Here is a 13,424-nt window from a genome sequence, read left to right on the forward strand (position 1 = left end):
AGGTCCTACCACTTTTTAACTTGCTCAACAATCTCTACAGCTGCTTCTTCAGTTCGCGCCACAATTAAAATTGAGTTATCATCTGCTAAACAGCTAAAAATCATATCCGAAAATGTTTGAGTCAATTGACTTTTAACAAAAATTGTATTCCCAGGAATAACATCTAAGTTGATGAGATTACCCATTCTTTCGAAACTTTCGATATTGTTCTCAGCTAACTGTAAACTTTTAACTACTGACTTTGGTAATTCATAGACATATGTATTGTCTTTCAAAGGAATTTTTACAATCCCTAATTCTTTGATATCACGTGAAACAGTTGCTTGAGTAGCAGAGATGCCTGCTTCTCTCAAGTGTTCAACGATTTCTTCTTGTGTACCGATTTGATAGTCAGTCACAAATCTTCTAATTTTTTCAAGTCTTTCTTTTTTATTCATCTTTAAACTCTCTATGTGCTTTTTCTACTACTTTTTCTATTTCAGAAACTACTTGGTTGCTTGCATGTTCTTCTTTACGTAAATAAGCAAGAAACTCAATATTCCCATGTCCACCTTGAATAGGAGAGAAATCCAATCCTAAGACTGAGAATCCTTCATCAACTGCCATTTTAGTAACTGATTCTAAAACATTTTGGTGAACTTTGGCATCTCTGATAATTCCATTTTTACCAATCTGTTCTCGTCCTGCTTCAAACTGTGGTTTTATGAGTGCAACAACTTCCCCTTGGTCTACCAATATTCTATGTAGAGCCGGTAAAATGAGACTCAAAGAAATAAAACTCACATCGATACTTGCGAAACTTGGCTCTTCTTCAAAGTCATTTTTTTCAGCATAACGAAAGTTAAATTGCTCCATGCTGATAACACGTGAATCTTGACGTAATTTCCAGGCTAGCTGATTGGTCCCAACATCAACGGCATAAACCAGTTTTGCACCATTTTGAAGCATGACATCCGTAAAGCCTCCTGTTGAAGCGCCAATATCAATGGTCGTTTTACCTTCAACTGATATTTCAAATTTTTCTAAAGCTTTCTCAAGTTTCAAGCCGCCTCGACTAACATACTTGAGTTTCTCACCCTTGAGTTTTAATTCAGTATCATCAGGAATTTTTTCTCCTGGTTTATCAAAACGCTCACCATTTAGGACTGCAATCACTAATCCAGCCATTACGCCCCGCTTAGCCTGTTCTCTTGTTTCAAATAAACCTTGTTTGTAGGCAAGTACATCTACTCTTTCCTTAGGCATTGATTCTCAAACTTTCTACTATTTTTACAATTGGTTCTTTATCAAAGTCAACTAATTGGCTAATCACGTCTAACTTTTCATTAGCCTGATCCAAAGTTCGGTTACAAAAAACTTTTGCCTCATCCAATCCTAACAAAGCAGGATAGGTTGATTTCTCAGCTTGCAAATCTTTTTGTGGTGTTTTACCAATTTCCTCAAAACTAGCAGTAACATCTAGGATATCATCTCTCACTTGAAAAGCAAGCCCAATCAGCTCTCCAACTGTTTTCAACTGTTTTTGAAGATTTTCATCCAATCCTGCAATAACTCCTGCCGCTTGAAAAGGGAAGGCTAAGAGTTTACCCGTTTTATTAGCATGGATGGTCTGAAGTTCTTCTAGGTTTAAATGTTTACCTTCACCTTCCATATCCAAAACTTGGCCAGCGACCATCCCCATACTTCCAGAAGAAAGAGACAAAGAAGCTATTAAATCTACCTTAATTTCGTTTGGCAAGTCTGCTTGCGCTATCAAAGCATAAGGATCTAAAAAGAGGGCATCTCCTGCTAAAATTGCTAGTGCTTCACCAAACTTCTTATGGTTGGTTAAACGACCACGACGAAAATCATCATCATCCATAGCAGGAAGATCATCATGAATTAAGCTTCCTGTGTGAATCATTTCAAGCGCTGCTGCAACCTGGGCATGAGCTTTAGTGATTGGTACCTGCAAAGACTCCAAAACTTCTAAAAGTAGGTAAGGACGAATTCGTTTCCCACCTGCATGGATAGAATAGAGAACAGCTTCTCTGAGATTAGCAGCTAATTGCTGGTCTCCATAAAACTCCTCAAGAGCTGACTCAACCAAAGCTAATTTTTCTTGCTTGTTCATAGAAGTTCGCTTTCTGTTCCATCTTCTTGCATGACTTTAAACAAGGTCTTTTCTGCTTTATCAAGTGTTGCTTGCAATTCTTTTGAAAGAACCATTCCTTTTTGAAATGCAGTAATAGCATCTTCTAAAGCAATTTCACCATTTTCTAAACTCTGAACAATAGTTTCAAGCTCTGCTAAATTATCTTCAAATTTCTTCTGTTTTGACATCTTTAACCTCTAATTCTACATGACCATCTCTCATCATCAACATCACCTGGTCATTTTCTTTCAAATCATTTGCTGAAGATACCACGGTATCCTCTTTTTTAACAATCGCATATCCCCTTGCTACAATACGACTCGTATCTAACATGAGTAAAGCTTCTGACAAGCGTTTTACTTCAGCAACCTTAGCATCATAGATCACAGCCATCTGGCTACGCATTAATTTTTGTAACTGTTGAATACGATCTTGGTAGCGCTGAATCTTGACATTTGGCGATAATTGCTCCAAACGGTGAATTTGAGCTTGAACCTTCTGTTGATTTCTAACTAACTCACCATTCAATCCCTGCTTCAGTCGAAGTACTAACTGATCCAAGCGTTGCAGATATCCATCATATAAACGCTCTGGTTGCCTGAAGATGACTGATTGACTAAGCCCTCTCAAGGCTTCTTTTTTCTTTGATAAAGTATTTTGTACAGCAGTAGCCATTCGTTTCTCTTGATTTTTAAGGTAGGTCAGTAGATCTAACTTAGTCACAGGTGTAGCTAACTCTGCTGCAGCAGTTGGTGTTGCTGCTCTCTTGTCGGCAACAAAATCAGCCAAGGTTACATCCGTTTCGTGACCAACACTTGAAATAATCGGTAAACGAGATTCAAAGATAGAACGCACTACAATTTCTTCGTTAAAAGCCCAAAGATCCTCAATTGATCCACCACCACGACCAATGATAAGAACATCCAAGTCTTCTCGTTCATTAGCTCTAGCAATGTTACGGGCAATCTCCTCTGCTGCCCCTTCGCCTTGAACCTTGGTAGGATATAAAACAATCTCAACCCCTGGGAAACGTCTGCTAACGGTAGTAATAATATCCTGTATAACAGCACCACTACGACTAGTCACAACCCCGATACGTTTTGCAAACTGAGGGATTGCTTGTTTAAAGCGTTCTTGAAAAAGGCCTTCTTCCGATAATTTCTTTTTTAATTGTTCGAACTGAATCGCAAGAGCCCCTACACCATCAGGCTCTGCCTTTTCAATGATGATAGAGTAGCTCCCACTTGGTTCATAGACTTGGACACGACCGATAACATTGATCTTCATCCCTTCTTCCAAATCAAAACCTAGTTTCTGATAAATACCTGACCAAATAGTCGCTTGGATTACAGCTCGATCATCTTTTAGAGAAAAATATTGATGAGTTGGACGCTTCCGGAAGTTAGAAACCTGACCAGTTAAATAGACCCTCTCCAAGTATGGGTCTTTATCGAATTTCATTTTCAGATACTTAGTCAAAGTTGTTACCGACAAATACTTATCCATCTCAACCTCCTTCTTTCTCTAGTTTTTCCTGGGTATTATTATACCAAAAAAACGTTTAAAAATCTCTCTTTTCACCTCTAGAATACGAAAACAAGACTGGATTTCTTTGGGCTTGTCTAATAATATACAAAAGCCCTCGGAAAAATCCAAGGGCTTTCATTAGTTCACTGAACTATTTTATTTTTTAAGGTTGTAGAATGATTTCAATCCACGGTATTCAGCTACTTCACCAAGTTGATCTTCGATGCGAAGCAATTGGTTGTATTTAGCGATACGGTCTGTACGTGAAAGTGAACCAGTCTTGATTTGTCCTGCGTTTGTTGCAACTGCGATGTCAGCGATTGTTGAATCTTCAGTTTCACCTGAACGGTGTGATACAACGGCAGTGTAACCAGCTTCTTTCGCCATTTCGATAGCGTCGAATGTTTCAGTAAGAGTACCGATTTGGTTAACTTTGATAAGGATTGAGTTAGCAGCTCCTTCTGCGATACCTTTTTCAAGGTAAGAAGTGTTTGTTACGAAGAAGTCGTCACCAACCAATTGAACTTTACCACCAAGACGTTCAGTAAGTGCTTTCCAACCGTCCCAGTCATTTTCGTCCATACCATCTTCGATAGTGATGATTGGGTATTTGTTTACCAATTCTTCAAGGTAGTCGATTTGTTCTGCCGCAGTACGGACAGCAGCTCCTTCACCTTCGAATTTAGTGTAGTCGTATACTTGACGTTCTTTATCGTAGAATTCTGATGATGCACAGTCAAATCCGATAAATACGTCTTTACCTGGAACATAACCAGCAGCTTCGATAGCAGCAAGGATTGTTTCTACACCATCTTCAGTTCCGTCGAAACGAGGAGCAAATCCACCTTCGTCACCTACGGCAGTTTCCAAACCACGTGATTTAAGGATTTTCTTAAGTGCGTGGAAGATTTCAGCACCCCAACGAAGAGCTTCTTTGAATGTAGGTGCACCAGCAGGTACGATCATGAATTCTTGGAAAGCGATTGGAGCATCTGAGTGAGATCCACCATTGATGATGTTCATCATTGGAGTTGGAAGAACTTTAGTGTTGAATCCACCAAGATAGCTGTAAAGTGGGATTTCAAGGTAGTCAGCAGCAGCGCGGGCTACAGCGATAGACACACCAAGGATTGCGTTTGCACCCAATTTACCTTTGTTAGGAGTACCGTCAAGAGCGATCATAGCACGGTCGATAGCTTGTTGGTCACGTACATCGTAGCCGATAATTGCTTCAGCAATGATGTTGTTAACGTTGTCAACAGCTTTTTGTGTACCAAGACCACCGTAACGAGATTTGTCACCGTCGCGAAGTTCAACTGCTTCGTGTTCACCAGTAGAAGCTCCTGATGGAACCATACCACGTCCGAAAGCACCTGATTCAGTGTAAACTTCTACTTCAAGTGTTGGGTTACCGCGTGAGTCTAGGACTTCGCGAGCGTAAACATCAGTAATAATTGACATTTTTTACTCTCCTTTGAGTTAAATTATTTTACACCTCTATGATACATCAAAAAGATACCTTTTTCAAGAAAAAACGTTATCTTTGTGCAAATTTTCCTTAACTTTGTTAAGTAATCGCTTTCTTTTCCGCCTTATCTATAGACTTTTATGATATACTATATTTATGACTGATATATCTAAACAAATATTAGAAAAAGCCAATGGTGGACTTAAGTTAAATCCAGACGAACAAAGACGTTTTCTTGGTACCTTTGAAGAACGTGTTCTTGGCTACGCTGAACTCGCTACTGCGAATGATGTCAAATTTCAAAAAGGTTTTTTGACTATTTTAGAGTGCTTAAAAAAAGAAACTGAACCTCTATTTGTCAAAATCTCTCCTCAAGTTGAGTTTGAAAAACAAGTTTATTATTTAAAAAATGCTAAAGATTCTGATTGCCAAGCAACCATCGTTTCTGAAGATCATAACTCTTCTCCTTTCGGACTGGTTATCCATAGCGATGTTCCGGTACAAACAAGTGAAAAAGACCTCAGAAAGGCCTTTTCAGACTTATGGCAAGAGAAAGAGACGAAAGCACCTACCTCTCTCTGGAAAAAATGGTTTGGTTAACTCTATCTCAAAGACATGATTTGTGCGATGCTTGCAGCTGTATTTTCTAGATAAACAGCTGCTTTTTTTAGACTCTCTGCTAACGGTTCGCTTTTTTCAAGTATGGAAAAAGCTGCGACTATATTCTCAAATGGTAAGGGTGGTAAATCCTCTGATAAACTACCACAAATAGCAATAACTGGAACACCATTTGGTGTTCTTTTTGCTACACCGATTGGTGCCTTACCTGCCAAACTTTGAGTATCCAACCTTCCTTCACCAACTATAACGAGATCTGCATCTGCGACCTGTTCATCAAATTTCACTAAATCCAAACAAGTTTGGATACCTGATACAATCTCTGCTCCAGCGAAGGCACACAAACCAGCTCCAATACCACCACCTGCTCCTGCACCATCTAATTTTAATATTTCGGGTCCAACTTTACTATAGAAGTCTTTAATAGCAGCATCAACTTCTTGAAATTTAGATGGATCCAATCCCTTTTGTTTCCCAAATGTAAAGGTAGCACCCCGAGGTCCACAGAGAGGATTGGACACATCCGCTAAAATTTTGATACGAACATCTGCAGGAACAGATGAGGCTTTATCTTTCGAAATATGACTAATTTCAAACAAGGACTGGCCACAAGCCTCCAGTTCAATTCCATTTTCATCATAAAATTGATATCCGAGTCCTGCAGCAATTCCAATTCCACCATCGTTACTAGCCGTGCCACCGACACCAACGTAGATATCTTTGATTCCTTGTTCTATCAAATGGAGAATAAGTTGACCAATTCCCTTTGTTTGAATCTCTAGAGGATTTCGTTTTTCAAAAGGGATTTTAGCAAGACCTACTAAATTTGCAACTTCAAATAGTGCTAATTCTCTTTTTTGAAAGTAAGACATCAAAACCTCATCACCAAAAGGTCCAGTTACCTGGACTCTTTTTTCTTCCAAACCTAGAGAACTTTTAATGGCGTCTACTGTTCCTTCACCTCCATCACCAACAGGTAAAAGTAGACATTCAGCATCTGGTATCACCCTTTTAAATCCTCTTTTTATAGCTTCTGCTACTTCGTTTGCAGGTAGACTCTCTTTGAAAGAGTCCGGTGCGATAACAACTTTCATTTTGATTCCTCTTTCTATCTAAAGGAAGTCTATCATTTCCATAACTTTCCAAAAATCTCTATCATCTACCTGAAGATTTATTTCCTTTTTTACAATATCCTTGGCACAAAAAGCTATACCAAGTCCTGCACTTTTAAGCATTTTTAAGTCATTAGCTCCATCACCGATTGCAATCGTTCTATCAAGTGGCACTTCTAATTCTTCAGCCCATCTCACGAGGGTTGCTTCTTTTACTTCTCTGCTTATAATAGGGCCAATTAGATTTCCAGTTAAATGATCATCTTTGATTTCCAGTTGATTAGCAGTAAATAATGATATTCCTAAATCTTTTGCTAATCTTTCTACAATAGTGGTAAATCCGCCTGATACTAAACCGACTTCTATCTGATTTTCTTGAAGAACTTTAATAAACCGGGCAGCTTTTTTACTAAGGTGAAGTTCATGATAAATCTTATCAAAAACATTGATAGAAAGACCTTTAAGAAGAGAAACACGTCTTTTTAAACTTGCTTCGAAGTCTAATTCTCCTCTCATAGCTTGAGCTGTTAGCAGTGCTACTTCTTCTTCGCACTCTGCCTCTTTCCCTAATAAATCAATAACCTCTTCTTCTATCAGAGTTCCATCTACATCGAGCACACAGAGACCGTTGATTGTTTTCATTTATAATCCTTACTTTATTATCTCAAAAAATCGTATGAAAGCATCATACGATTTTATTTATTTAATTTGCTAAGCTGTGATACAAATCAAGGTAAGACTGACAAGCTGTATCCCAAGAGAAGTCACATTCCATAGCTTGGACTTGAAGTTTCTTCCAAACATCTGGATGATTATAATAGACATCCAAGGCTGTTTGCAATGCCCAATTTAGCCAGTATGACGTCAAGTTGTCAAAACTAAATCCTGTACCCGTTCCTTCAATTGGATTGAATGGTTGAACAGTATCTCTCAACCCACCTACCTCATGAACAAGTGGTAATGTTCCATAACGCATAGCCATCATTTGAGAAAGTCCACATGGTTCAAAACGACTTGGCATGAGGAAAATATCACAGGCTGCATAAATTTCTTGTGCTAGCTTGACATCAAAGGTAATATTGGCAGATAGTTTATCTGGGAATACTTGACCAAACCATGAGAAGGCTTGTTCAAAACCAGGATCACCTGTACCCAAGAGAACGATTTGAACATCTTCTTGAAGCATGCGATGCAAACCTTCAACGACAACATCAAAACCTTTCTGTCTTGTCAAACGCGACACAATACCAATCATTGGAACATCGGGACGAACTGGGAGACCAACTTTTTCTTGAAGTTTAGCTTTATTCTGAGCTTTTCCTGATAGGTCTGATTTATTAAAATGATAATCCAACAAAGGATCCGTTTCTGGATTATAAAGATCCGTATCGATTCCATTTACAATACCAGAAACCTTACCAGACTCCATTCGTAAAATCTGATCCAAGCCACATCCAAACTCTGTTGTCATGATTTCATAAGCATAGCTTGGCGAAACAGTAGATACACGATCTGCATAGAGGATACCAGCCTTCATCCAGTTCAGGCAGTCATTCCAGCGAACTGTACCATCCGCATAGCGTTCAAATCCAACTCGGAACAAATCCCAAAGCATACCTTCAGAGAATTGACCTTGGAATTCCAAATTATGGATCGTTAAGACAGTCTTAATGTTTTGATAGGCTTGAATCCATCTGTATTTTTCCTTCAACAAGAAAGGAATCATAGCTGTATGATAATCATGAGCATGAAGAACATCTGGAATAAATCTAATGCGCTCCAGAGCCTCCAGAGCTGCAAGTTGGAAGAAGGCAAAACGTTCACCATCATCGAAATCACCATACACATGACCACGGAAGAAATAATACTGGTTGTCAATAAAGTAGAAGGTAACACCATTTAAAACAGTCTTCTTAATGCCACAAAATTGTCTACGCCAACCAACATATACTTCAAATTGAAGAACATCTTCAATTTGATCACCAAACTTGGATTCCACCATGTCATAGTATGGCAGGATAACAGCAACTTCATGACCAGCTTTAACTAATGATTTTGGAAGAGCCCCGATAACATCTCCCAAGCCACCTGTTTTAGAAAAAGGGGCTCCTTCGGCTGCTACAAATAAAATTTTCATGAAAGAATGTCCTCTGTTACTTTTTCACCTTTTTTGATGACAACAGGATTTTCTGCTGTACCACGAATAACAACTCCATCAGCTACTTCAGCACCCTTATCAATAATTGCATACTCAACTTGAGCACCTTCACCAATGACAACACGAGGGAAAACAATAGATTCTTTAACTAAGCTATCTTTATGAATTTGAACATTACGCGAAACAACTGAACGAACAACCTTACCTTCGACAATACTACCAGAAGCAAACTGCGAAGTATTTACTTCACAACCAGGTGCATAATAAGTTGGTTCTTCGTTTTTCACCTTTGTGTGAATCTTTTGATTTGGAGAGAATAAAGAGTAGAATTTATGCAGATCAAGCATATCAATATTGGCTTGGTAGTATGTTTCTACAGAATGAATATTTGCTAAGTAACCAGTATACTCGTATGCAAAAGCGCCTGATTCCGCTGCTAAATCACGTAGAACATAACGTAGTTTTTCTGGGTGTTCTTTCTGAGCTTCTTCTTCCAGACGTTCAATCAACCATTGAGTATCTACAACAAAGATATCCGTTGACATGTTGTAGTATTCTTGTTCAGCTTTTTTATCGAAGAGTTTGTGAGAGAGCACGTGGTCAGTTTCATCAATATCTAGGATTGCATTTACTTCTGAAATATCCTTTTTAGGTAGTTTCTTATAAACAACCGTAATAGGAGATTTTGTAGTATTATGCAAATGGAAAACCTGAGTAAGATCAATATTTACCAAAACGTCACAGTTCAAGGAAACTGTTTGGTTAGATCCAGAACGTTTTAAATAAGTCAAGAGTTGTTGATAATACTCTTTACCAACAGTACTACTTTCCACACGAGTATTGTAGATTCCAAGATAGTAGTGACTAAGAAGGGTATTCAAGCCCCATTCACGTCCTGAACGAATGTGGTCAAATACAGAGCTGATGTTATCTTGTTGGAAGATTCCAAAGACACTTCGAACACCAGCATTTGCTAAACTTGAGAGTGGGAAGTCAATCAAACGATACTTTCCTCCAAATGGCAAACTTGCCACTGGACGGTTACTTGTCAAGGTTGACATATCATGGAAACCAACGGTATTTCCTAAAATCGCTGAATATTTATCAATCTTCATCTGTTGCTACCCCCACTACTTCGTTATATCCGACTACTTGTACTTCTTCTGTACCATCAATTTCAACACCATCGGCAATAATTGCACCTTCACCGATGATTGCACGTGTAATTTTAGCACCTCTACCGATAACTGCTCCACTCATGATGACAGAATCAACAACTTCTGCTCCCTTACGAACTTGAGCAGCTGTAGAAAGAATGGAATGTTTTACAGTACCATTCACGTAACATCCATCTACTACTAGAGAGTCTTCTACTTGAGCAAATTCTCCAAGGTAGTTTGGTGGAGCGATAAGGTTACGAGAATAAATTTTCCATTGACGATTTCGGCTATCTAGAGCATTTTCTGGAGAGATGTATTCCATATTTGCTTCCCAAAGAGATTCGATTGTACCAACATCCTTCCAGTATCCATTGAACTCATAAGCATAGACACTTTCACCAGTTTCAAGATAATTTGGAATAACATTCTTTCCGAAATCAGACATATCTAGGTTAGCCTTTTCAGCAGCAACTAGCATGTTACGAAGTCGTTTCCAGTCAAAGATATAAATCCCCATTGATGCCTTGGTTGATTTTGGTTGGGCAGGTTTTTCTTCGAATTCAACAATGCGATTATTAGCATCTGTATTCATGATACCGAAACGGCTAGCTTCTTTTAGTGGTACATCCAAAACAGCTACTGTCAAGCTGGCATTGTTATCCTTGTGTGATTGGAGCATATCATCGTAGTCCATCTTGTAGATATGGTCTCCTGAAAGAATCAAAACATACTCAGGATTAATGCTATCGATATAGTCAATATTTTGGTAAATCGCATGACTTGTACCTTCAAACCAACGATTTCCTTCACTTGCAGAGTAAGGTTGAAGGATAGAAACACCTGAATCAATTACATCAAGACCCCAACTAGAACCATTACCAATGTGGCTGTTGAGAGCTAGTGGTTGATACTGTGTAATAACCCCAACATTATGGATGCCAGAGTTGGCACAGTTAGAAAGAGCAAAGTCAATGATACGATAGCGCCCACCAAATTGCACAGCAGGTTTTGCAATGCTTTGAGTGAGTTTACCGAGACGAGTTCCTTGCCCACCGGCAAGGATTAAAGCTAGCATTTCATTCTTCATTTTCTACTCCTTTTTGAGATTTATTTGATTCTTTTTTAGCGGGTTTCAAGCGACGTTTGATTTTCCAGATACTTGCCCCCATAGCTGGCAAAGTAAAGGTCAAAATCTGCTCATAATCCTTCCATAACTCTTCTTGAGTTTGAACAGTTTGATTGTGTTCTTTCCAAACACCTCCCCATTGTTCTAGCTCAGTATTCCAAATTTCTTCGTAAACGCCTGCAACTGGTAGTCCAATTGTGAAATCAGGACGTTCAACTGGTGCCATATTAAAGACACAGACTAGCATCTCGCCTTTCTTTCCTTTACGAATAAAGGAAAGAACACTCTGATCTCTATTATCTGCATCGATAATTTCAATTCCATCATAGCTTGTATCAATTTCCCAAAGACAACGGTGGTCCTTATAAAGTTGATTCAACTGAGATGTGAAGTATTTCATCTTGGCATTCATTGGATCTTCAAGGTTTGACCATTCTAATTGCTCTTCTGATTTCCACTCTAAGAATTGACCGAATTCGCTACCCATAAAGAGCAATTTCTTACCAGGATGACAAATTTGATAAGTATAAAGATTTCTAAGGCCTGCAAATTGATTGTAACGATCCCCCCACATCTTATGCATCATACTCTTCTTACCATGTACAACCTCATCATGTGAGAATGGTAGGAGATAATTTTCATTAAAGACATACATAAAACTGAAGGTTACAAGGTTAAAATCATACTTGCGGTAAATTGGATCTTCTTCGTAGAAACGTAAGATATCATTCATCCAGCCCATGTTCCACTTGTAGTCAAATCCAAGACCACCCATCTCTTTCGGACCTGTTATTTTAGTTGCCGAAGAGCTTTCTTCTGCAATCATCATGACATCAGGGTGAGCTAGCTTAATAACAGTATTTAAACGCTGAAGGAAATAATAGCCTTCGTAGTTAAGATTTCCACCGTCTTTATTTGGTGTCCAAGGTGCATTATCATAATCAAGATAAAGGATATTACTTACGGCATCTACACGGATACCATCTAAATGATAAAAATCAATCCAGAACTTAATGCTAGAAATTAGGAAAGATTGTACTTCGTTTTTCCCTAAGTCGAAGTTTAATGCCCCCCAACCATAGTTATGAGCTTTGTTATGGTCTTGATATTCAAAAGTCGGAGTTCCATCATAGTAGGCTAAGGCATCGTCATTGATTGTGAAGTGACCTGGAACCCAGTCCACGATAACACCGATATTGTTTAAGTGACACTCCTCAACAAAGTCTTGAAACTCTTCTGGTCTTCCGTAAGAATGTTCTAAACCGAAATATCCCATCAGTTGATAGCCCCAACTCAAACCTAGCGGGTGAGCCATCAAAGGCATAAACTCAATATGAGTGTAGTTCATTTCAACTAAGTAAGGGATCAACTCTTCTTTTAATTGAGCAAAACTATATGGAGTTCCATCTGGATTTCGTTTCCACGAACCAGCGTGTGCTTCGTAAATATTAACTGGCCTTTCGAAGAATCCCAAACGTTTTCTACGAGCTAACCAAAGTCCATCCTTCCATTTCTTTTCTGGAATTTCTGTTAACACTGCCCCTGTTCCTGGACGTGCTTCATACCGAACAGCTAAAGGATCAATCTTCATAAGCTGATGACCGTTAGCCCGTGTGATATGATATTTATAAATCTGACCCTCTTGGGCAAAAGTTGTAAAAACTTCCCAAACTCCAGATTCATTTCGAACCATAGGGATTTGATTTTCAACCCAATTCGTGAAATCACCGACTAGATGAACAGCCTGCGCATTCGGAGCCCAAACTCGGAATGTGTAACCCCATTCCCCGTCCTTCTCCTCACGATGTGCGCCCAAATAGTGCTGAAGATGGAAATTTTCGCCTGTTGTAAAAGTTCTTAAAGCTTCTAATGTATCCATAAATCCCCCTTTATATTGTAAGCGTTTTCTATATTTCTATTATACTATCTTTTAAGAAAACTTTCAACCAATTTCCGAATTATCATAAATATTTTTTAGAAAATCTTCAAGTAATTATCTTGACATTTCTTATATTTTCAGTATTTATTGATATTCTACCTTGATATCAGTTTTTGTATCATTAAATCACTTACATTATTTTTTTCAATGCTAATTTTGCAAAACAGATACTTTAAAAACTT

13 protein-coding genes are annotated in these 13,424 nt (G+C 38.5%); 1 reads left to right on the top strand and 12 read right to left on the bottom strand.

Annotation, left to right across the window (positions count from 1 at the left end):
• Positions 1-5: 5 nt before the first annotated feature.
• The 6 genes from QM859_RS01715 to eno form a co-directional block, all read right to left on the bottom strand.
• Positions 6-437, bottom strand: coding sequence for an arginine repressor (locus QM859_RS01715; protein ID WP_004253525.1), 432 nt, complete (start codon positions 435-437; stop codon positions 6-8).
• Positions 430-1,245 (bottom strand): TlyA family RNA methyltransferase, encoded by an 816-nt coding sequence (locus tag QM859_RS01720; RefSeq protein ID WP_414261910.1) that lies wholly within the window; start codon positions 1,243-1,245, stop codon positions 430-432. The genes QM859_RS01715 and QM859_RS01720 overlap by 8 nt, the downstream gene beginning before the upstream one ends.
• Positions 1,238-2,113: a polyprenyl synthetase family protein gene (locus QM859_RS01725; protein ID WP_414261911.1), complete on the bottom strand. Its 876-nt coding sequence runs from the start codon at positions 2,111-2,113 to the stop codon at positions 1,238-1,240. The genes QM859_RS01720 and QM859_RS01725 overlap by 8 nt, the downstream gene beginning before the upstream one ends.
• A complete protein-coding gene (locus QM859_RS01730; RefSeq protein WP_414261912.1) occupies positions 2,110-2,322 on the bottom strand; it encodes an exodeoxyribonuclease VII small subunit in 213 nt (70 codons plus the stop codon). The genes QM859_RS01725 and QM859_RS01730 overlap by 4 nt, the downstream gene beginning before the upstream one ends.
• Positions 2,300-3,640 carry an exodeoxyribonuclease VII large subunit gene (gene xseA / locus QM859_RS01735; protein ID WP_414261913.1) on the bottom strand — a complete coding sequence of 447 codons (1,341 nt, stop codon included), beginning with the start codon at positions 3,638-3,640 and terminating at the stop codon, positions 2,300-2,302. Before xseA ends, QM859_RS01730 begins: the two co-directional genes overlap by 23 nt.
• Before the next feature lie 177 nt (positions 3,641-3,817).
• Positions 3,818-5,122: a surface-displayed alpha-enolase gene (gene eno, locus QM859_RS01740; protein WP_049496425.1), complete on the bottom strand. Its 1,305-nt coding sequence runs from the start codon at positions 5,120-5,122 to the stop codon at positions 3,818-3,820.
• Positions 5,123-5,285: 163 nt separating this feature from the next.
• Between eno and QM859_RS01745 the strand changes: the two genes are divergently transcribed.
• Positions 5,286-5,729, top strand: coding sequence for a DUF1694 domain-containing protein (locus tag QM859_RS01745; RefSeq protein ID WP_414261914.1), 444 nt, complete (start codon positions 5,286-5,288; stop codon positions 5,727-5,729).
• 2 nt (positions 5,730-5,731) lie between these two features.
• On the opposite strand, the gene QM859_RS01750 is transcribed toward QM859_RS01745, so the two are convergent.
• The 6 genes from QM859_RS01750 to glgB all read right to left on the bottom strand — a co-directional run bounded on the left by QM859_RS01750 (position 5,732) and on the right by glgB (position 13,182).
• On the bottom strand, positions 5,732-6,841 hold the full coding sequence (locus tag QM859_RS01750) for a glycerate kinase (RefSeq protein ID WP_414261915.1): 1,110 nt from the start codon (positions 6,839-6,841) through the stop codon (positions 5,732-5,734).
• An 18-nt stretch (positions 6,842-6,859) separates the two neighbouring features.
• The gene (gene serB, locus QM859_RS01755; RefSeq protein ID WP_414261916.1) at positions 6,860-7,501 is read right to left on the bottom strand and encodes a phosphoserine phosphatase SerB; all 642 of its coding nucleotides are present in this window, start codon (positions 7,499-7,501) and stop codon (positions 6,860-6,862) included.
• A 61-nt stretch (positions 7,502-7,562) separates the two neighbouring features.
• Complete coding sequence (glgA, locus tag QM859_RS01760) at positions 7,563-8,996, bottom strand: glycogen synthase GlgA (protein WP_414261917.1); 1,434 nt, start codon at positions 8,994-8,996, stop codon at positions 7,563-7,565.
• Complete coding sequence (gene glgD, locus QM859_RS01765; RefSeq protein ID WP_004253504.1) at positions 8,993-10,132, bottom strand: glucose-1-phosphate adenylyltransferase subunit GlgD; 1,140 nt, start codon at positions 10,130-10,132, stop codon at positions 8,993-8,995. Before glgD ends, glgA begins: the two co-directional genes overlap by 4 nt.
• Complete coding sequence (locus QM859_RS01770; RefSeq protein ID WP_004253502.1) at positions 10,122-11,264, bottom strand: glucose-1-phosphate adenylyltransferase; 1,143 nt, start codon at positions 11,262-11,264, stop codon at positions 10,122-10,124. Before QM859_RS01770 ends, glgD begins: the two co-directional genes overlap by 11 nt.
• On the bottom strand, positions 11,254-13,182 hold the full coding sequence (gene glgB, locus QM859_RS01775) for a 1,4-alpha-glucan branching protein GlgB (RefSeq protein ID WP_414261919.1): 1,929 nt from the start codon (positions 13,180-13,182) through the stop codon (positions 11,254-11,256). Before glgB ends, QM859_RS01770 begins: the two co-directional genes overlap by 11 nt.
• Positions 13,183-13,424: the final 242 nt, after the last annotated feature.

Origin of the sequence: Streptococcus infantis, from assembly GCF_047463175.1 — a bacterium.
Lineage (GTDB): Bacteria > Bacillota > Bacilli > Lactobacillales > Streptococcaceae > Streptococcus > Streptococcus infantis_AC.